Here is an 18,866-nt window from a genome sequence, read left to right as displayed (position 1 = left end):
GCTTAATACGCTTCGCCCAGCCAGTCCGCGAGCGCCTGCCCGAATTCGGGTTTGACGATACAACTCATATGGCCGCCGGGAACCTCGACATGCGTCGCATCCGGGATCAGGGCGGCAAGATCTTCATGGCTGCCATTGTCCTGGTCTTCCTCGCCCGCGAGGATCAGCGTCGGCACGGCGATGGCGCGAATCGCCTCTTCCGGCGTATTCGTGAAGACGTTGAGGACCTGCAGCAACGCTTCGGGATCGCCTTTCGTAGTCTTCAGAAACGCTTCGGCCATCCATTCGGGCGAATGTTTGGGATGCTCGCCGAGATTGGTCAGGATATGGCGGAAATGCGCGGCGCGGCTGGCAAGGCTCGTCAGCCCGGACAGGCCCATGCCCGAAACGATCATCCGCGCGGGCCACGCACCCAGCACATGCATGCGCACCACAGTCCGCGCGCCAAGCGAATAGCCGCCGAGATCGTATTCGCTGAGCCCGAGATGCGCGATTAGCGCCAGTCCGTCACGCGCGAGAATATCGGCCGGATAGGCGTCCGGATCGTGCGGCTTGGCGCTGTCGCCATGGGCGCGCAGGTCCGGCATTATGACGCGATAGCCGTTCGCCGCGATCTTCTCCGCATGACCATAACGCAGCCAGTTGGTGAAGGCGTTGGAAAAGAAACCATGGAGCAACACCACCGGGCGCCCCTCGCCCAGCTCGCGCCAGGCAAGCTGGTATCCATCATCGCTTTCGAAGAAGTGCGGTTCGGCGGCTTCGGTCACCGCCAGTCTCCCACAAGTCCGTCGCGCCAGGCGGAGAGATCTTCCGGCTGGGTGTCATGCGTCGGCACGTCCGGGTCGAGCATGACCCAAGGCTGCTTACGAGACACCCAGAGATGCGCCTGCGGTGCGATCCAGCTTGTATCGTCGAACGCGCCGCCCTTGATTGTGATGCGTTCGGGGCTGCGGCTCGATTCGTGATAGAGCCGCGTCCCGCATCGCGGGCAGAAATGGCAGGTCGTCGTCGCGCCCGACGCGCTAAGCCGCTGCCACGTGGCGGTTTCGCCTTCGATTGTCAGGCGGTCGCGAGCGACGGGAACCGACAGGGCGAAGGCGCTGGCCGACTGTTTCTGGCATTCGCGGCAGTGGCAGGCATAGACAGGCGGACGGCCTCCACTGACCGTAAAGCGTACCGCGCCGCATTGGCAGCCGCCGGTCAGCGCCTCACTCATCGTTCTTCAAGGCCGTTCTGCTTCATCCGCCAGACCGCCACATCGATCCGGTCCTGCCCAAAGAACGGCTCGCCGTCGAACACGAGCGTTGGCACGCCCCAATGGCCGGCCGCCTCCAGCGCCTCCTGATTGGCCGCGATTTCGGTGTCCAGTGCGTCGGGCTCCGCTTCGGCTTCTGCGTCGAGCTCGGCCAGATCGAGCCCCGCCCGTTCGGCCGCCTTGGCCAGATGATCGCCCTCGTGCCAGTCCGTCGTACCCGTCCAGATCAGCTGCGACACTTCGTCGGCATAGGCAAAGCCCTTGCCCCGGCGTGCAGCCGCCTGCCCCGTCCGCATCAGCCGGAAGATATAGGGCTGGTCATCGGAAATCTTGCGCGTCGCGATATCCTGCACGATCGGATCGGGATTGGGCGGCGCCATTGGAATGCCGAGATATTGCGACAGGCGGAAGATGTCGGTGAACGTGTAGCTCAGCCAGTTCGGATGGTTCTTTTCGAAGAAATCGGGCTCGCGGATCGCCAGCGGATAGACGGGCTTCAGCGCGATATCGAGCGCATATTTCTCGGTCAAATCCCGATATCTGCCGGTCGCGAGATAGCTATAGGGGCTGCGAAAGGACCAATATAGATCGGCGTGCAAGGTCATGGAAAGCTCCCCTCTGGACTGTGATTGCGACCGGTTTCGCGCGGTTAACCGGCTGATAAGCCGAAAATCGTAGCGAAGCCACTGTGACTCAAAAGACTCACTGTCCACTTCTTTTTGCGAAATGGCTCGCCAAGGCGACAAGATTCTGCGATTCTAGGCGCTTGTCTGAGAGGATGGGGCAAACGTGGCCGAGCGAGACCCGCAGATAATGGCGGATACGAAGGCTGAAGAGGAAAAGCCTGAGAAGAAGCGATCGCCGGTGCGGCTGATCGCCATGCTCATCGTGCCCGCCCTCGTCATCGGCTTCGGCGTCTATTGGTACATGACCTCGGGCCGCTACGTGTCGACCGACAATGCCTATGTTCAGCAGGACATCATCGAGATCAGCCCCGAAGTCGGCGGGCGGATCGTCGCCGTGCTGGTCGAGGAAAACCAGCAGGTCGAAGCCGGCGATATCCTTTTCCGCATCGATCCCGAACCCTATCGCATCGCCGTCCAGCAGGCCGATGCCGATATCGCGGACGCGCAGCTCGCGCTGAGCCAGGCGCAAACCGCGATCTCGACGAGTGGTGCCGACATCTCGACGGCCCAGGCCAATGTCGAGCTCGCCCGGCGTAACCTAGCGCGCGAGCGCGAACTGATGAATCGCGGCTTCAACACCCAAGCGCGGATCGACCGATTCACCGCCGAACTCAACGATGCGCAGGCCCGATTGAACACGGCGCGCGCCGCGCAGCAGGACGCCCGCGCCGCCGTCGGCAATACGCGCTCGCGGGGCGAATTCCCCGCCATCGCCGCCGCCCGCGCCATGCGTGACGAGGCGCAGCTCAACCTTGAGCGCACAGTCATCCGCGCACCCGTCAGCGGCACGATCAGCGAGGTGGAGCGCCTGCAGATCGGTCAGATGGCGAGCCCGGGAACGGCCGTGCTCACCATCGTCGCGCGCGACGAAACCTGGATCGAAGCCAATTTCAAGGAAACCGATCTCGACCGGATGCGCATCGGCCAGACCGCCCGGATTACCTTTGACGCCTATCCCGATCTCGTCGTGCAAGGCCGGGTCGGCAGCATCGGCGCGGGCACGGGCGCGGAATTCTCGATCCTCCCGGCGCAAAACGCGACCGGCAACTGGGTCAAAGTGACGCAGCGCGTGCCCGTGCGTATCGAAATAGAGGGCACGCCCGCACGGCAGATGATCACCGGCCTCAGCGCCGATGTGCGCGTCGATATCCGCGAAGATGGCGAGCGCTAGCCACTTGATGTTTCCGTTAGCCCTGAGCCTGTCGAAGGGCGCCCTTCGACAGGCTCAGGGCTAACGGTTCAAGGGCCATGGCGAGCAATCCAGCAGCTGCTGCCACGCCCGACGGCGATGCCCTCCTTCCCGTCAAATATAAGGGGCTTCTGACCTTCGCTATCATGATGGCGATGATGATGCAGATCCTCGATACAACGATCGCCAATGTCGCCCTCCCCCATATGCAGACGAGCCTCGGCGCGACGATCGATACGATTGCCTGGGTGCTGACCAGCTATATCGTGGCGACGGCGGTCGCGATCCCGATTACCGGCTGGCTGGCCGACCGGATCGGCTCGCGGAACCTGTTCTTATGGTCGGTCGCCTTTTTCATATTTACATCGATGCTCTGCGGCGCGGCGACGAGCCTTGAACAGATGGTCACCTTCCGCATCATGCAGGGGATTGCGGCCGCCTTTATCGGACCGATCTCGCAAACCGCGATGCTCGACATCAACCCGTCACACAAACATGGGCAGGCGATGGCGATCTGGAGCCTCGGCGCGGTCATGGGGCCGATTCTTGGGCCGCTGATCGGCGGCTATATCACCGAATATTATAACTGGCGCTGGGTATTTTACGTCAATCTGCCGATCGGCGCCGTGATCCTCGCCATGCTCTATTTCCTGCTGCCGAGCCGAAAGATCGAAAAACGCGGCTTCGACCTGTTCGGCTTCTCCATGTTCGCCTTGGGGCTTGCCGCGCTTCAGCTCGTGCTCGACCGCGGGCAGCAATTGGACTGGCTCGACAGCACATCGATCTGGATCGGCATCGGTTGCGTGATAATCGGTTTCTGGGTGTTCGTCGTCCATATGTTGACCGGCAAGAACACGTTGCTGACGCCCGCGATCTTCACCGACCGCAATCTTGTCGGCTCGCTGATCTTCGTCGCCTTTGTCGGCGTCATCGTCTTCGCGATCATCGCGCTCATCGCGCCGATGCTGCAGGGCGTGCTGGATTATCCGGTGATCACGGCCGGCTATCTGCTCGCGCCGCGCGGGCTGGGCGTGATCGTGGCGATGGGCATCGCCGCGCGGCTGATGAACGTCATGGATGCGCGCGTCATCCTCGCCATCGGCTGGGCAGTCACGGCCTGGTCCTGCTACATGATGACAAACTGGATGATCGGCATGGATTCAGGTCCGATCATTCTCGTCGGCGTTATCCAGGGCGTCGGCATCGGCTTCATCTTCGTGCCCCTGAACGTCATTGCCTTCGCCACCCTACCCGTCAGCCTGCGTCCCGAAGGCGCGGCGCTCATGAACCTCCTGCGCAACGTCGGCGCGTCGATCGGCATCTCGATCACGGCCAGTAACGTCGCGCGCAACCTGCAGATCAGCAATGCCGACATGGCCGAGGCGATCACACCATCGACGATACCGTCCATGGGGCTGGAGCGGCTGAACCTGCCGCCCGATCAGGTCGTGGCGTTGCTTCAGGGCGAAATCAGCCGGCAGGCGCTGATGATCGGTTACGTCAATAATTTCTGGCTGATCATGTGGGGCTGCATCATCGCCGTCCCCGCCTCGATGCTACTCAAGAAGCTGCCCGCAACAGGCACGGCGACTGTCGAGGAGGAAGAGCCGGACGGCGAGTTGAAGCCGGCGGAGTGATCCACAAATCCTCCTACTTAGGGGGAGGTGGCAGCCCGCAGGGCTGACGGAGGGGTGTTATCCTCTAGGACAGGCAAATTCCTCTCAGATAGCGGGATACCCCTCCACCACTTCGTGGTCCCCCTCCCCTTGCAGGGGAGGAATTAGGCCGCCTTCTGCAAATGCCGCCGGCCGAGCAGTTCCGCGATCTGCACGGCGTTGAGCGCGGCGCCCTTGCGGAGGTTGTCCGATACGCACCACAGGACGAGGCCATTATCGACGGTCGGGTCTTCGCGGACGCGGCTGATGAAGGTCGCGCCGTCGCCGACACATTCGACCGGCGTGACATAGCCCCCATCCTCGCGCTTATCGACGAGCATGATGCCCGGCGCCTCGCGCAGAATGGTCTGCGCCTCTTCGGAGGACAGCTCATTCTCGAACTCGATATTCACCGCCTCGCTATGGCCGACGAACACCGGCACGCGGACACAGGTCGCGCTGAGCTTGATCTTCGGGTCGAGGATTTTCTTCGTCTCGACCATCATCTTCCACTCTTCCTTGGTCGATCCGTCTTCCAAGAACACATCGATATGCGGAATGACGTTGAAGGCGATTTGCTTGGTGAATTTCTCGGCGTCGGGCGTATCGCCGACAAAGATATCGCGCGATTGCTTAAAGAGCTCGTCCATACCCGCCTTCCCGGCGCCCGACGTGGACTGATAGGTCGAGACCACGACGCGCTTGATCGTCGCCGCATCGTGCAGCGGCTTGAGCGCAACGACGAGCTGGGCCGTCGAACAATTGGGATTGGCGATGATATTCTTCGCCAGATAGCCGTCGATCGCTTCCGGATTCACTTCCGGCACGATCAGCGGGACATCCGGGTCCATGCGGAACAGCGAGCTATTGTCGATGACCGTACAGCCGGCCTTCGCAGCCTTCGGCCCATATTCCTTGGCCGGGCCGGAACCCGCCGCGAACAGCGCGATATCGTAGCCCGAAAAATCAAAATGCTCGATATTCTTGCATTTGAGCATCCGACCCGTTTCGCCGAACTCGACCTCCATGCCCTGCGACCGCGACGAGGCGACCGCCGCGACTTCGTCCGCCGGAAATTCGCGCTCGGCGAGGCAGGCGAGCATTTCGCGCCCGACATTCCCCGTCGCTCCGACAACCGCTACCCGATATCCCATGCTTGCGTACCTTCTTGTTGGCAGGCGCATCATCTAGTGCGTGTCCCGCCATTCGCCAAGCCGAACCGCGCGGAGAAGCAAAGAACCGAGCATTCCGTAGCGTCATTTGCGTTGGCCAGCCGATTCGGCTTACACTGTCCGCGTCCGCAATCCAAAGGGCCGCGTGCGGCAGGCGTCTCTGCCGAGGGAGAGCGCTATGTCACAAGATGCATTAATGCCCGGTACCCCGGCTGGCGTGCCGCTGCCGGTTCGCACCATTTCCGCGGCCGACCTCAGTGAAAGCCTCGCGGCCGGCTATGAAGATTTCAAGGCCAAGCGCGGCGATCTGATCTTCGTCGGCCTGCTCTATCCCCTGATCGGCGCAGTCACGTCTGTCGTCGTGAGCGGCAGCGATATCTCCATGTTGTTTCCGCTGTTCGCGGGCCTCTCACTGCTCGGCCCGCTCGTCGCGACCGGCTTCTACGAACTGGCGAAGCGCCGCGAAGCGGGGCGCGATTCAAGCTGGTGGCATTTCTTCGGCGTGCTGAAGAGCGAGTCCTTTCTCTCCATCGCGGCGGTCGGCATCGGCCTGCTCGCCATTTTCGGCGCATGGCTCGCCGCGGCAACGCTCGTCTACACGATGTTCTTCGGTCTGGAACCGCCGGGAACGATCGCCAATTTCGCGCAGAATGTGCTGACGACCCAGGCCGGCTGGTCGATGATCATTGTGGGCAACCTTGTGGGTATCCTGTTTGCACTCGTCGTGCTCGCGGTCAGCGTCGTATCGCTGCCGTTGCTTGTCGACCGCAAGGTCAGCGCGGAACGCGCCGTTGCAACCTCGCTCGCCGCCTTCCGCAGAAATCCGGGCGTGTTGATCCGCTGGGGCATCATGGTCGGCGTGATCTTGACCGTTGCCGCGATACCGCTGCTGATCGGGCTGGCGGTCGCGCTGCCGGTGCTCGGCTATGCGACCTGGCATCTTTACACCCGGATCGTGGATCGCGACGCGCTGGCCGAGATCGGGCGCTAACGCTCACCCCGGACGGTACGGTCCAGAAAATCGGTGATCGACCGCCACAGATGCACTTGGCGGCCTTCGCCGCTCACCCGATGCGTCGCGCCCGGATAGACCATCAGTTCGAACGGGATCGCCGCTTCTTGCAGCCGGCCCATATAGACGGTCGAATGCTCGAAGATGACATTGTCGTCGGCCATCCCGTGGATCAGCAGTAACGGATCGGCCAGTGCTTCGGCGTTTGTGACGGGATTGCCGCGCTCATAGGGGCCCGGATCGGTCGTCGGATTGCCGAGATAGCGCTCGGTATAATGGGTATCGTATAGCTCCCAGCGCGTGACCGGCGCGCCGGATACGCCCGCCGCGAAACGGCCCGGCGCGACCTGCAGCATATGCAGCACCATATAGCCGCCATAGGACCAGCCATAGACGCCGATGCGCTCGGGATCGACGAAGGGCTGGGCCTGCAGCCAGTCCAGCCCCGCCAGTTGATCGGTCACCTCGACCGTGCCCATTGCCCGGTTGATATGATCCTCGAACACCTTGCCGCGGTTCGGCGATCCGCGATTGTCGATCGAAAAGACGATCCAGCCCTGATCGACCAGATATTGCTGCAGCGCCGCATCCCTCGCCCAAATCTGCCGCGCCTGACGACCGACCCCAGGACCGCCATAAACCTGTACGAATACCGGGTAGCGGCGACCTGGCTCGAGCTCCGGCGTGATCATGCGATAATAGAGCGGTGTGCCGTCTTCCGCCGGAATCGTCCCGAATGTCGGCGTGCGATGGCTGTCGAGATACGGCGCATAGGGATGGTCCGCATCCAGCGCATTCTCCTCGATCTGCGCGAGCGTCTCGCCCTCCGCATCGGCGAGATAGACCTGGCGCGGCTGATTGCTGTTGGAGCGGTAGATCAGTGCGCTGGCCGCGCCGTTGTTCATAACCGCATCGTTCCACCAGCCATCTTCGGTAATCTGCACGGGCTCTCCCGGATCGCGCATATCGATCCAATAGACATGCTGCTCGATCGGCGTGCTGCGATTGCCCGTGAAATAGATGCGGCCGCGCGCACTATCGATACCGAGCACATCTTCAACTTCCCATTCGCCGCGCGTCAGCTGGCGCCAGTTCCCGTCCTGCAAGTGATAGATATGGGAAAAGCCGTCGCGCTGGGACGACCAGATCAGGCTGCCATCGGCAAGCGCGCGCAAATTATCGTGCAGGTTGATCCAGCTTTCTGCCGTCTCGGTAAAGAGAATTTCGGACACGCCGGTGGCCGGATCGACCGCCAGCATATCGAGACGCCGCTGGTCCCGACTCTGCCGCTGAACGAAGATCGTCGAGCCGTCGGTCGACCAGTCGACCCGCGCGACATAAATGTCGTCATTCTCGCCGAGATCGATCGGCGTCCGCGTCTCGCCGTCAGACGTCAGCACGAACAGATCAACGATCGCATTGGCGGACCCGGCAACTGGATAGCGCTGTTCGAACACGCGCGTGCCCTCGGCGCCGATCGCGGTGCGCGTCACCAGATCGACCGGCGTCTCGTCCACCCGTGCGGCAACGAGATAGCGGTCATCCGGCGACCACCAATGCCCGACCGTGCGCGACATTTCCTCCTGCGCGACGAATTCCGCCACGCCCCAGCTGATCGCGTCGCCGCCGTCGGGCGTCAGCCGCAATTCATCTCCGCTTTCGACGTCGATGCGATAGAGGTTACTATCGCGGACGAAGGAGACATAGCGGCCGGTCTTGGACACTTGCGCGTCCAGCTCCGTCGCCTCGGTCTCGGTCAGCCGGCGCGCATCGCCATCCGGCTCGGCCAGATAGATATCGCCATCGAGCGGCACAAGGATCGTCTGGCCATCGGGCGACCATTGATAGCTGACGATGCCGCGCACGCCGCTCAGCCGCGCCCGCTCGCGCCGCATCAGTTCCTCTTCGGAAAGCTCGGCGCCGGTGCCCAGCGCTTCGGAATCGACGAGCATACGCGATTGACCGGTCGCTGCCTCTACGGCCCATAAATCGTAGCGCTGCGCATCGTCGTCGCGATTGCGCAGGAACGTCGCAAGCGCGCCGTCCGGCGATAACTGCAGCCCACGCGGCGACGGCCCGTCCAGTGCCGGGTCCGCGAAAACCCGTTCAAGGGTGAGAGGTTCGGCCGTGGCCGGGGCGATCGAAAGGGCGGCGAGCCCGAAGAAAAGAAGATAGCGCATACGCAACGATAACCAAGCTCCGGGCGAAACGAAAGCGGCTATCATATGCCCATGCGCTGATCGTGTCCGAGACTGAGTGGGCGACGCGACATGGCATCTCTACCCGCAGCTCATGACCGCGACGCGCAGACACAAATGGAGCGTTGAACTTGCCCTAGAAATGCTTCCAGAAAACGACCTTGTCCGCACCCGCTTCGTAGAATTCGCGGATACGGGCCTCTTCCGCATAGCCGTTTTTCGCGTAGAATGTCCGCGTCGCTGCCAGCTCCGGTGTCCCCATCGTCTCGACGATAAGGACGCGCGCGCCGGCCGCAGCCAGCTTCTCTTCGAGATAGGCCATCATCGCACCACCGATCCCGTTACCCTGATGCTCGGGAACGACGCCAATCGCAAGCAAGTTCCATGTGCCTTCCGTCATCCGCTCTGGTTCGCAAAAGCCAAAGGCAACCGTTTGCCCGTCCTGCGCAGCGACGAACCAGATGTCGGCCGCATCGCCGTCCAGATATCCGGCGATCATGGCGTCGAGCATGTCGGAAGGAAACAGCTCAGTTGCATCTGCGATCGCCTTGATCGCGGGGATGTCGGCACCGGTCGCTGCCCGGATTTCGCAATCGCTCTTCATGGACGTGCTCCCGTGAACATATGAAAAGGGCCGCCCCGATGGACGACCCTTTGCTACTCCATATCGCTAACCGCGATCTCAGCCTTCGCTGGCCTCCGCCGCTTCGGTCTTGATCGTCTTGGTTTCGCGATCGTCGCGCTTTTCGGCGATGCGCGCGCTCTTACCGGTGCGGCCGCGCAGATAGTAGAGCTTCGCCCGGCGTACGACGCCGCGCTTGAGCACGGTCACGCTATCGACATTCGGGCTGTAGAGCGGGAATACGCGCTCGACACCTTCGCCGAACGAGATTTTGCGAACCGTAAAGCTCGATCCCATGCCGCGATTGGTGCGCGCGATGCACACGCCCTCGAAATTCTGAATACGGGTGCGGTCGCCCTCGACGACCTTCACGCCCACGCGCAATGTGTCGCCCGCTTTGAACTCGGGCAATTTCTTGTCGCTCGTAATGCTCTCGATGGCTTCCGCCTCGAGCTGTTCGATGAGATTCATCTCATTCGTCCTTTGCTTTGTCCCGTTGCGCGCCAGAGGGCGACTGATCCGAAGCGCTGGAATAGCGCTCCCACAGATCCGGCCGCCGTGACCGTGTAATCGCTTCCGCCTGGCGTTTGCGCCACGAAGCGATTTTCGCATGATCCCCCGATCGCAACACTTCAGGGATCGTGCGCCCTTCCCATTCTTGAGGTCGGGTATAATGCGGATATTCGAGCAGCCCCTGTTCGAAGCTTTCCTCATCGCCGCTTGAAGCCGCGCCCATTACCCCGGGAAGCAGCCTAATGCAAGCGTCGAGCAGCGCCAGCGCGCCAATCTCTCCGCCGGACAGGATATAGTCTCCGACCGACACTTCCTCAACCGGTCGGGCCTCGAAAATCCGCTCGTCGAACCCCTCGAACCGGCCGCACAGGATGGTGACGCCCGGCCCGGCGGAAAGTTCCCGCACGCGTTGCTGCGTAAGCGGCGCGCCGCGCGGCGACATGGCGAGCACCGGCGCATCCGGCTGACGCTCCAGCGCCGCATCGATGGCGGCCGCCAGCACATCGGCCTTCATCACCATCCCGGCCCCGCCACCCGCTGGCGTATCGTCCACCGTGTGATGTTTGTCGGTCGCGAAATCCCGGATTTGCAGGGTTTCCAGCGCCCATTTCCCTTCGTCCAGTGCGCGGCCCGCAATGGAATGACCGAGCGGCCCCGGAAACATCTCCGGGTAGAGGGTGAGGATGGTGGCGGCGAAGGTCATTGCTTTGGCTCAACCCATTCGCCGCGTCCGATCACAAAGGCAATATGTCGGACCTCAAGTCTTTCCAAAGTTGACGGGCGACCAAATCGTCCGCGTAGAGGCCATGTAAGTAAGTACCAAATTAGCATGACAGGCGCGAACAGACCCAACCCTTCTGTTTCATCCGTGAATCTATGCCATGGAATTTCGTAAACGACGTCGCCAAATTGCTGGTGCAGAGTTCGAACGAATTCCGTCACATCATCGCCAGCCATGTTGAAATCCTGATCGATTGCAGATGAGCAATCTGCTTCTTGATACCCCGTTATCTCACGGGCAATTTCCAAAACCTCATCGGCAACGTTGCTCACAGCAGAAAATCATCGTCCAGAGTTACAGACGTTTGGCTAAGCCTAGCCGCTTTCATCGGTACCATAAAATCCGATCCATCCGGTCTCCGGACTTCCAGAATGTCCCCAGCCCCGAAATTTTCGATGGCGATCACTTCGCCGACGGGCTCGCCGCTTTCGGTGACGCAGGGCAGACCCATGAGGTCCGCGTGATAATATTCGCCATCTTCGAGCGGCGGCAGCGCCGAGCGCGGCACTGTTAATTCCTTACCGCGCAACGCTTCAGCTGCGTTGCGGTCCGCGATTTCGGCAAAGCGCGCGATCGGCTGTTTGCCGGTTTCGCGCACGGATTTGAGCGTGAGGGTTTGCCCGTCCGCCTCGAACGTCTTGTAGCGTTTGAAGCTCGTCAGGTTCTCGGAGAAAATCTTGAGGCGCACCTCGCCGCCAATGCCGTGCGCTCCGGCGATGGCGGCGAGGGTAATGCGCTTTTCGGCCAAAGCTTAGCTCTTGGCTTCTTCTTTCTCGGCGTCCTCGGCGGGAGCCTCTTCAGCGGCCGCTTCCTCAGCGGGAGCTTCCTCTGCCGCGGCTTCCTCAGCTGGCGCGTCCTCGGCCTTGGCCTCTTCGGCAAGCGCTTCTTCCGCAGCGGCTTCCTCGGCCGGTGCCTCTTCGGCGGCGGCCTCTTCAGCAGGCGCTTCGGCGTCTTCGGCCGGAGCCTCTTCAGCCGGAGCTTCCTCGGCAGGCGCTTCGGTCACGGCCTTGGCGGCGGCTTCCTTCTCGGCCTTCTCTTCAGCACGTTCCTTCGCCTTCGCGCCCGGCTCGGCTTTCTGCGGGTTGTTGCGCGGCGTGCGCTCCATGATGCCGGCGGCGTCGAGGAAACGGAGCACGCGGTCCGACGGCTGGGCGCCGACCGACAGCCAATGCTTGGCGCGGTCCGCATCGAGCTTCACGCGCTCGGGATCATCCTTGGCGAGCAGCGGGTTATAGCTGCCGATCCGCTCGATGAACTTGCCGTCCCGCGCCTTGCGGGAATCGGTCACGACGATCTTGTAGTAAGGCCGCTTCTTGGCGCCACCGCGCGACAGCCGAATTGCTACTGGCATTGATATTTCCTTCTTTCGTAAATCCAAATATTTCTAGCGTTTCAGTAATTTATCGAGATCGGGTGGGATTCCCTGCCCCGGCATTCCAAGCAGCCCGGGCATACCGCCGGGCGGCATCGCGCCGTCCCCGGGCGGCAGGCCGTCGGGCCCGCCCCCACCGAACATCTTCATAAGGCCCTTGATGCCGCCCATCTTCTTGATGCGCTTCATCGCGGTCGACATTTCCTTGTGCATCTTCAGGAGCCGGTTGACCTCCTGCACGGTCGTGCCCGAGCCCATGGCCACGCGCCGCTTGCGCTTCGCGTTGAGCAGCGCCGGCTTGGCGCGCTCCTCCTTGGTCATCGAGCCGATCATCGCGTCCATATGGACGAGCACCTTGTCGTCCATGCCGCTCTGCGCCATCGCGGCCTGCGCCTTCTTCATGCCCGGCATCATGCCGGCCAGCGCGCCAAGCCCGCCCATCCGCTGCATCTGCGAGAGCTGCGTGCGCAGATCGTTCATATCGAACTGGCCCTTGGCCATCTTTTTCGCGAACGCTTCGGCCTCGTCCTTCTGGACCGTTTCGGCCGCGCGTTCGACGAGACTGACCACATCGCCCATGCCAAGGATGCGCCCGGCGACGCGCTCGGGATGAAACTCTTCGATCTCGTCAAGCTTTTCGCCGACGCCGACAAACTTGATCGGCGTACCGGTGACCGCGCGCATCGAGAGCGCCGCGCCACCGCGCGCATCGCCGTCCATCCGGGTCAGCACCGTGCCGGTCAGCGGCACCTGCTCGGTGAAGTTTTGCGCGACATTGACTGCGTCCTGGCCAGTCAGCGCATCGACGACGAGGAGAATTTCCTCCGGCGTCGCGACATCGGCGACGGCTTTCATCTCGTCCATCAGCTGCTGATCGACATGAAGCCGGCCCGCCGTATCGAGCATGATGACGTCGAAACCCTGAAGCTTCGCCGCCTGCATGGCGCGTTTTGCGATATCGACTGGCTGCTGGCCTTCGACGATCGGCAACGTCGCGACCTCGGTCTGCGTGCCGAGCACGGCGAGCTGCTCCTGCGCGGCCGGGCGATTGACGTCTAGTGACGCCATAAGCACCTTCTTGTTCGACTTTTCCTTAAGCCGCTTGGCGATCTTGGCGGTAGTGGTCGTCTTACCGGAACCCTGCAGGCCGACCATCATCACCACATTGGGCGGCGTACCGGCAACATTGAGTTCCGACGCTTCAGCGCCGAGCATCTCAACCAGCGCATCGTTGACGATCTTGACGACCTGCTGGCCGGGCGTGACCGATTTCAGGACCTGCTCGCCGATCGCCTGTTCGGTGACATTCTCGATGAACTCGCGCGCGACAGGCAGTGCGACGTCAGCCTCAAGCAATGCGATGCGCACTTCGCGCATGGCGGCGCGGACATCGCTCTCGCTAAGCGCACCGCGGCCCTTCAGGCGGTCGAATACGCCGCCGAGGCGATCGCTGAGACTGTCGAACATCTTTCAAATCCTTCCTGTTCCCCGGCGAATGCAGGAGCGTAACGCAAAAAACGCCGGCGGGCGAAACCTCGCCGGCCAGCGGACGCCATTTCGGCGCGTGATCTGCATTCCTCGCGGAACTGTTGCGGCGCAAATACGCGCGAATTCGCACATTTTCAAGGGAAGTGTGATGACAGGCGAAATTAACGCCGTCTTCACCTCATTCGTGCAAAAGAAACCGCAGTTTACGGGGATTGAGACATGGCCGAACGCGAGACCATCGCTTCGACGTCACCATCGCAAGCCGCTGCTACGCGCAGCAAGACACGTCCACGCGCGCTCATTTCGGGCGCTGTCGCCATGGCGGCTATCCTCATGTTCGCCGCGATCGGCGGCGAAGTGATCGCCAACATCATCGCGGGCACGGCCTCCGAACGCGATCCGGTGCTTGCCGTCGCGCTTATCCTCAACATCGCGCTGATCCTGCTGGGCTGGCGCCACCACAATGAGGTCACGAAGCAAATCCAGGCGCATATGGACGCCGCCAAGCGCGCCCGCCTGCTGGCGCACAAGGACCCGCTGACCGGATTCCTCAATCGCCGGGCTCTCGCCAGCGAAGGCAGCGAAATGATGCAGCGGGCGCAGAAACGCGACCGGGTCGTCGCCATGCTCGTGATCGATCTCGACAGCTTCAAATATATCAACGATCTCAACGGCCATCATGTCGGCGACGTATTGCTGCGCGAGGTCGGCAAGCGGATCATGAGCGCCCTGCCCGGATCGGCGTTGGGTGCGCGGCTCGGCGGTGACGAATTCGCCGCAGCCTTCCAGTTCGATCCTACCAACCCAGCGGCCGTGGACGCCATCGCAGATGAACTGGTCGAGCGTATCTCCTATCCGTTCGAAATCGGAAACCAGTCGATCCAGACCAGCGCATCGGTCGGCATCGCCCGCTCGGACCATGACTGCAACGGCATCGATACGCTGCTGCGCCGCGCCGATATCGCAATGTATGCGGCCAAGCATCAGGGCAAGAACCGGGCCGTCTGGTTCGATGGCAGCATGGAGCGTATGCTCGAAGAGCGGAACCGGATCGAGGAAGGTCTGCGCAAGGGTATCCCGGCGGGCCAGATTCAGCCCTATTACGAACAGCAGATCGATCTGCTGACCGGCAAATTGCATGGTTTCGAAGTGCTGGCCCGATGGGAACATCCGGAAAAAGGCATTATTCTGCCTGACGATTTCATTCCGGTTGCCGAGGAATGCGGCCTGATCGCCGACCTGTCCGAATGCGTCATGCGCCAGGCCTTTATCGAGGCGCGGGACTGGGATCAGCAGCTCAGCCTCTCGGTCAATATCTCCCCGGCCCAGCTGAAAGACCCGTGGCTCGCACAGAAGATCATCAAGCTGCTGACCGAGACGAATTTCCCGCCGAACCGGCTCGAAATAGAAATCACGGAAACCGCCCTGTTCGACAATCTCGGCATCGCCCAGTCGATTATCTCAAGCCTGAAGAACCAGGGCATCCGCGTCGCGCTCGACGATTTCGGCACCGGCTATTCGAGCCTCGCGCATCTGCGCGCCCTGCCCTTCGACAGGATCAAGATCGACCGCAGCTTCGTTACGTCGATCAACGACGATAATGAGAGCGCGGCCATCGTCGATGCGATTACGCGCCTAGGCAGCAGTCTCGGCCTGCCCGTCACCGCCGAAGGCATCGAGAATGAACAGATCGAGGCAAGCCTCAAGAATCTGGGCTCGATGGCCGGGCAGGGCTGGTATTTCGGCAAACCGATGGCCATCGGCCAGACCCGCCGACTGCTGGCCGACAAGGACATGCTGACATCGCGCCAGAAGGACGAAGTCGCCGAGGAAGCGCTCGACGATCTGCGCAAGCTGCGCCGCACGGGCTAGCTATTCCAAGCCGCGCGTCAGTGGACAGCGCCCCGCACCGCCCCTAAATCGCGCGCCATGCGCACCGCATTGGCCTTTCACAAGATGCACGGCCTCGGCAACGACTTCGTCATTGTCGATGGACGCGCGCATCCCGTCGCCATGACCGAAGCGATGGCGCGGGCCCTGGCCGACCGGCGCACGGGCATAGGCTGCGATCAGCTGATCCTGCTCGAACCCTCGGACAAAGCCGATCTGAAGATGCGCATCTTCAATGCCGATGGCGGCGAAGTCGAAGCCTGCGGTAATGCCGCCCGCTGCGTTACGCTTCTCGCAGGGGATAGCGCGACGATCGAAACGCTGGGCGGCGTGATCTCGGGAGAAGCGCAAGATAGCGGTGCCATGCTCGACATGGGCATGCCGCGTTTCGAATGGGACGCGATACCGCTCGCCTATGCGATGGATACGGCCGACATGCCGGTCGGTTGGGAAACGCTCGAAAATCCGTTCGCCGTCAATGTCGGCAATCCGCACGCGATATTCTTCATCGATGACGCTGGAGCCGTCGATCTGGCGCGGCTCGGGCCGATCATCGAAAGCGATCCGCTTTTCCCCGAGCGCGTCAACGTCAATGTCGCCCATGTGGAAAGCGATGGCAGCATTGCCTTGCGCGTCTGGGAGCGCGGCGTGGGGCTCACCAAGGCGTGCGGCACAGGCGCCTGCGCGACCGCTGTCGCCGCGATCAGCCGCAAGCTGGTCGACGAAGACGTTACCATACACCTGCCGGGCGGCGATCTTAGCATCGCCTGGTCGCCGGGGAAAAGCATCCGCATGACCGGGCCGGCGACCCATGTCTTTTCCGGCGAAGTCGATCTGGAGGCGCTGCAATGAGCGGGCCGGACCTCATCACGCTCGGCTGCCGCCTGAACTTCGCCGAGAGCGAGGCGATGCGCGCCATGGCGGCGGATCGCGACGATCTGGTGATCGTCAACAGCTGCGCGGTGACGGCCGAAGCCGTGCGCAAGACCCGGCAGCAGATCCGCAAGGCAAAGCGCGCCCGGCCCGAGGCGGAAATCGTCGTGACCGGTTGCGCAGTGCAAACAGAACCCGAAACCTTTGCCGATATGCCGGAAGTAAGCCGCCTGCTGGGCAACCGCGAAAAGATGCTGCCCGAAAGCTTCGTATCGGACCGCTCGCTCGTTTCGGACATCATGGCCGTCCGCGAGACCGCACCGCATCTCGTCACCGGCTTTTCCGACCGCGCGCGCGCCTTCGTCGAAGTGCAGAATGGCTGCGACCATCGCTGCACCTTTTGCGTGATCCCTTATGGCCGCGGCAACAGCCGCTCCGTGCCCGCAGGTCTCGTCGTCGATCGGATCAAGGCGCTGGTCGATGAGGGTTTTCAGGAAATTGTTCTGACCGGCGTCGACGTCACCAGCTATGGCCCGGACCTGCCCGGTAGCCCGAGCCTCGGCCTGCTCGTCGAACGTATCCTGAAAGGCGTACCGGCCCTGCCCCGCCTGCGTCTCTCCTCGCTGGATTCGATCGAAATCGACGATCGGTTGTTCGAGATTATCACCGGCGAACCGCGTTTCATGCCGCATCTGCACCTCTCGCTGCAGGCTGGCGACGATATGATCCTCAAGCGTATGAAACGCCGCCACAGCCGCGCGCAATCGGTCGATATGGTCGCGAGGCTCAAGGCCGAGCGCCCCGAAATAGCCATCGGTGCCGACATCATCGCTGGTTTCCCGACCGAAACGGACGCGATGGCGGCGAACACACTGGTGCTGATCGACGATTGCCAGATCGTCTATGGACATATCTTTCCCTATTCCGCGCGCCGGGGCACGCCCGCGGCGAAGATGCCGCAAGTGCCAGTCCCGCTGCGCAAGGAACGCGCACAGAGGCTGCGCGAGGCGACGGCGCGGCAAAAGGCCGCATTTCTCGAAAACCTGGTCGGTACGCGGCAAAATGTACTCGTGGAGCGCGAAAATGGCGCGGGTCATGCGGAGAGTTTCGCGGAGGTTGCGATCCGGGGCCATTCGGGCGAAGGCGATATGACAGGCAAGATCGTCCGCGCGCATATAGCGGACATAGAGGACGGCATAGCGATCGGGGATATCGGGTGAGCGACGGGACAAGCTGGGGCGAAAAATTACGGTTTGGCTTCAAGCGGACATCGGACAGGCTCGGCGGAAATCTGACCGGGCTTCTGACCAAAGAGAAACTCGACGAGGAAACCCTCGACGAAATCGAAGAGGCGCTGATCGCATCCGATCTCGGCCCGTCGGTCGCGGCCCGGGTGCGGGACCGGCTGGCGAGCGGTCGCTTCGACCGGCACCTGTCCGAACTCGATATCCGCGAGATTGTCGCCGAAGAGCTGGAGGCGATCCTCACACCCGTCGCCGTGCCGCTCGAAATCGACGCCTTTCCGCGGCCCCAGGTCATGCTCGTCATCGGCGTGAACGGATCGGGCAAGACGACGACCATCGCCAAGCTCGGCCATCTATTTCTCGAAGATGACTATAACATCATGCTGGTCGCCGGGGACACGTTCCGCGCCGCCGCCATCGGGCAGCTGAAAGTCTGGGCGGACCGGCTCGGCGTGCCGATCATCGCCGGCGAAGAGGGCGGCGATGCCGCGAGTCTCGTTTTCGAAGGCGTGAAGCGCGGGACGGAGATCGGCACCGACGTTCTGATCGTCGATACGGCCGGACGACTGCAGAACAAAAGCCATCTGATGGACGAACTCTCCAAGATCCGCCGGGTGCTCGGCCGCCTCAATGAAGAAGCGCCGCACAATGTGATCCTGGTGCTCGATGCCACCACCGGGCAGAACGCCCTGTCGCAGATCGAGGTGTTCAAAGAGGTGGCCAATGTCACCGGGCTTGTTATGACGAAGCTCGACGGTACGGCGCGTGGCGGCGTTCTGGTCGCGGCGGCGGAGAAGTTCGGCCTGCCGATCCACGCGATCGGCGTCGGCGAAACGCTGGAAGATTTGCGGCCGTTCGATCCACGCGCGGTGGCGCGGGCGATCACCGCGGCCGACGAGTTCGACGGAGACTAGAG

Annotated in this window: 19 protein-coding genes; 7 read left to right on the top strand and 12 right to left on the bottom strand. The window is 62.3% G+C overall.

Features of this window, described 5'->3' with window-relative positions; genetic code table 11:
• Positions 1-2: 2 nt before the first annotated feature.
• Genes Q0974_RS11595 through Q0974_RS11585 form a run of 3 tightly spaced genes read right to left on the bottom strand, consistent with a single transcriptional unit; the run spans position 3 to position 1,860 of the window.
• A complete protein-coding gene (locus Q0974_RS11595; RefSeq protein WP_299327761.1) occupies positions 3-767 on the bottom strand; it encodes an alpha/beta fold hydrolase in 765 nt (254 codons plus the stop codon).
• A complete protein-coding gene (locus tag Q0974_RS11590; RefSeq protein WP_299327759.1) occupies positions 764-1,216 on the bottom strand; it encodes a GFA family protein in 453 nt (150 codons plus the stop codon). Before Q0974_RS11590 ends, Q0974_RS11595 begins: the two co-directional genes overlap by 4 nt.
• Complete coding sequence (locus tag Q0974_RS11585; RefSeq protein WP_299327757.1) at positions 1,213-1,860, bottom strand: DsbA family protein; 648 nt, start codon at positions 1,858-1,860, stop codon at positions 1,213-1,215. Before Q0974_RS11585 ends, Q0974_RS11590 begins: the two co-directional genes overlap by 4 nt.
• Before the next feature lie 208 nt (positions 1,861-2,068).
• On the opposite strand from Q0974_RS11585, the gene Q0974_RS11580 reads away from it, so the two are divergent.
• Entirely contained in the window at positions 2,069-3,112 is a 1,044-nt protein-coding gene (locus Q0974_RS11580; RefSeq protein WP_299327755.1) for an HlyD family secretion protein, read from the top strand.
• A 77-nt stretch (positions 3,113-3,189) separates the two neighbouring features.
• Positions 3,190-4,767 (top strand): DHA2 family efflux MFS transporter permease subunit, encoded by a 1,578-nt coding sequence (locus tag Q0974_RS11575; protein WP_299327753.1) that lies wholly within the window; start codon positions 3,190-3,192, stop codon positions 4,765-4,767.
• A 143-nt stretch (positions 4,768-4,910) separates the two neighbouring features.
• Here Q0974_RS11575 and Q0974_RS11570 read toward each other — a convergent pair whose 3' ends face one another.
• On the bottom strand, positions 4,911-5,939 hold the full coding sequence (locus Q0974_RS11570) for an aspartate-semialdehyde dehydrogenase (RefSeq protein WP_299327751.1): 1,029 nt from the start codon (positions 5,937-5,939) through the stop codon (positions 4,911-4,913).
• Positions 5,940-6,153: 214 nt separating this feature from the next.
• Between Q0974_RS11570 and Q0974_RS11565 the strand changes: the two genes are divergently transcribed.
• Positions 6,154-6,948 carry a DUF2189 domain-containing protein gene (locus Q0974_RS11565; RefSeq protein ID WP_299327749.1) on the top strand — a complete coding sequence of 265 codons (795 nt, stop codon included), beginning with the start codon at positions 6,154-6,156 and terminating at the stop codon, positions 6,946-6,948.
• Here Q0974_RS11565 and Q0974_RS11560 read toward each other — a convergent pair.
• The 8 genes from Q0974_RS11560 to ffh form a co-directional block, all read right to left on the bottom strand.
• Positions 6,945-9,149 carry a DPP IV N-terminal domain-containing protein gene (locus Q0974_RS11560; protein WP_299327747.1) on the bottom strand — a complete coding sequence of 735 codons (2,205 nt, stop codon included), beginning with the start codon at positions 9,147-9,149 and terminating at the stop codon, positions 6,945-6,947. The two genes, Q0974_RS11565 and Q0974_RS11560, sit on opposite strands and share 4 nt — an antisense overlap.
• Positions 9,150-9,303: 154 nt before the next feature.
• A complete protein-coding gene (locus tag Q0974_RS11555; protein WP_299327745.1) occupies positions 9,304-9,771 on the bottom strand; it encodes a GNAT family N-acetyltransferase in 468 nt (155 codons plus the stop codon).
• 78 nt (positions 9,772-9,849) lie between these two features.
• Positions 9,850-10,260: a 50S ribosomal protein L19 gene (rplS, locus tag Q0974_RS11550; protein WP_299327743.1), complete on the bottom strand. Its 411-nt coding sequence runs from the start codon at positions 10,258-10,260 to the stop codon at positions 9,850-9,852.
• A gap of 1 nt (position 10,261) precedes the next feature.
• Positions 10,262-11,005 carry a tRNA (guanosine(37)-N1)-methyltransferase TrmD gene (gene trmD / locus Q0974_RS11545; RefSeq protein ID WP_299327741.1) on the bottom strand — a complete coding sequence of 248 codons (744 nt, stop codon included), beginning with the start codon at positions 11,003-11,005 and terminating at the stop codon, positions 10,262-10,264.
• Positions 11,002-11,355, bottom strand: coding sequence for a hypothetical protein (locus Q0974_RS11540; RefSeq protein WP_299327739.1), 354 nt, complete (start codon positions 11,353-11,355; stop codon positions 11,002-11,004). Before Q0974_RS11540 ends, trmD begins: the two co-directional genes overlap by 4 nt.
• Positions 11,352-11,831 carry a ribosome maturation factor RimM gene (gene rimM / locus Q0974_RS11535; RefSeq protein ID WP_299327737.1) on the bottom strand — a complete coding sequence of 160 codons (480 nt, stop codon included), beginning with the start codon at positions 11,829-11,831 and terminating at the stop codon, positions 11,352-11,354. The genes Q0974_RS11540 and rimM overlap by 4 nt, the downstream gene beginning before the upstream one ends.
• A gap of 3 nt (positions 11,832-11,834) precedes the next feature.
• Positions 11,835-12,434, bottom strand: coding sequence for a 30S ribosomal protein S16 (gene rpsP / locus Q0974_RS11530; protein ID WP_299327735.1), 600 nt, complete (start codon positions 12,432-12,434; stop codon positions 11,835-11,837).
• A 33-nt stretch (positions 12,435-12,467) separates the two neighbouring features.
• Positions 12,468-13,922, bottom strand: coding sequence for a signal recognition particle protein (gene ffh / locus Q0974_RS11525; protein WP_299327733.1), 1,455 nt, complete (start codon positions 13,920-13,922; stop codon positions 12,468-12,470).
• Between the two features lie 240 nt (positions 13,923-14,162).
• Here ffh and Q0974_RS11520 point away from each other — a divergent pair, with 240 nt between their 5' ends.
• Genes Q0974_RS11520 through ftsY form a run of 4 tightly spaced genes read left to right on the top strand, consistent with a single transcriptional unit; the run spans position 14,163 to position 18,864 of the window.
• The gene (locus Q0974_RS11520; RefSeq protein ID WP_299327731.1) at positions 14,163-15,815 is read left to right on the top strand and encodes an EAL domain-containing protein; all 1,653 of its coding nucleotides are present in this window, start codon (positions 14,163-14,165) and stop codon (positions 15,813-15,815) included.
• Between the two features lie 57 nt (positions 15,816-15,872).
• Positions 15,873-16,685, top strand: a complete 813-nt coding sequence (gene dapF / locus Q0974_RS11515; RefSeq protein ID WP_299327729.1) for a diaminopimelate epimerase — start codon at positions 15,873-15,875, stop codon at positions 16,683-16,685.
• Positions 16,682-17,926 carry a tRNA (N(6)-L-threonylcarbamoyladenosine(37)-C(2))-methylthiotransferase MtaB gene (mtaB, locus tag Q0974_RS11510; RefSeq protein ID WP_299327727.1) on the top strand — a complete coding sequence of 415 codons (1,245 nt, stop codon included), beginning with the start codon at positions 16,682-16,684 and terminating at the stop codon, positions 17,924-17,926. The genes dapF and mtaB overlap by 4 nt, the downstream gene beginning before the upstream one ends.
• Positions 17,923-18,864, top strand: coding sequence for a signal recognition particle-docking protein FtsY (gene ftsY, locus Q0974_RS11505; RefSeq protein WP_299327725.1), 942 nt, complete (start codon positions 17,923-17,925; stop codon positions 18,862-18,864). Before mtaB ends, ftsY begins: the two co-directional genes overlap by 4 nt.
• The last annotated feature ends 2 nt before the right edge of the window (positions 18,865-18,866 follow it).

This window comes from Parasphingopyxis sp. (genome assembly GCF_028279465.1).
In the GTDB taxonomy this organism is placed as follows: Bacteria; Pseudomonadota; Alphaproteobacteria; order Sphingomonadales; family Sphingomonadaceae; genus Parasphingopyxis.
The sequence above is the reverse complement of the archived record's forward strand: the minus strand, read 5'-3'. Positions and strand labels throughout refer to the sequence as shown.

Bases quoted from the DNA above. Each gene is read 5' to 3' on its own strand.
- Q0974_RS11590 (WP_299327759.1), bottom strand. From the start codon at position 1,216: ATGAGTGAGGCGCTGACCGGCGGCTGCCAATGCGGCGCGGTACGCTTT.
- Q0974_RS11585 (WP_299327757.1), bottom strand. From the start codon at position 1,860: ATGACCTTGCACGCCGATCTATATTGGTCCTTTCGCAGCCCCTATAGC.
- Q0974_RS11580 (WP_299327755.1), top strand. From the start codon at position 2,069: ATGGCGGATACGAAGGCTGAAGAGGAAAAGCCTGAGAAGAAGCGATCG.
- Q0974_RS11575 (WP_299327753.1), top strand. From the start codon at position 3,190: ATGGCGAGCAATCCAGCAGCTGCTGCCACGCCCGACGGCGATGCCCTC.
- Q0974_RS11570 (WP_299327751.1), bottom strand. From the start codon at position 5,939: ATGGGATATCGGGTAGCGGTTGTCGGAGCGACGGGGAATGTCGGGCGC.
- Q0974_RS11565 (WP_299327749.1), top strand. From the start codon at position 6,154: ATGCCCGGTACCCCGGCTGGCGTGCCGCTGCCGGTTCGCACCATTTCC.
- Q0974_RS11560 (WP_299327747.1), bottom strand. From the start codon at position 9,149: ATGCGCTATCTTCTTTTCTTCGGGCTCGCCGCCCTTTCGATCGCCCCG.
- Q0974_RS11555 (WP_299327745.1), bottom strand. From the start codon at position 9,771: ATGAAGAGCGATTGCGAAATCCGGGCAGCGACCGGTGCCGACATCCCC.
- rplS (WP_299327743.1), bottom strand. From the start codon at position 10,260: ATGAATCTCATCGAACAGCTCGAGGCGGAAGCCATCGAGAGCATTACG.
- trmD (WP_299327741.1), bottom strand. From the start codon at position 11,005: ATGACCTTCGCCGCCACCATCCTCACCCTCTACCCGGAGATGTTTCCG.
- rpsP (WP_299327735.1), bottom strand. From the start codon at position 12,434: ATGCCAGTAGCAATTCGGCTGTCGCGCGGTGGCGCCAAGAAGCGGCCT.
- ffh (WP_299327733.1), bottom strand. From the start codon at position 13,922: ATGTTCGACAGTCTCAGCGATCGCCTCGGCGGCGTATTCGACCGCCTG.
- Q0974_RS11520 (WP_299327731.1), top strand. From the start codon at position 14,163: ATGGCCGAACGCGAGACCATCGCTTCGACGTCACCATCGCAAGCCGCT.
- dapF (WP_299327729.1), top strand. From the start codon at position 15,873: ATGCGCACCGCATTGGCCTTTCACAAGATGCACGGCCTCGGCAACGAC.
- mtaB (WP_299327727.1), top strand. From the start codon at position 16,682: ATGAGCGGGCCGGACCTCATCACGCTCGGCTGCCGCCTGAACTTCGCC.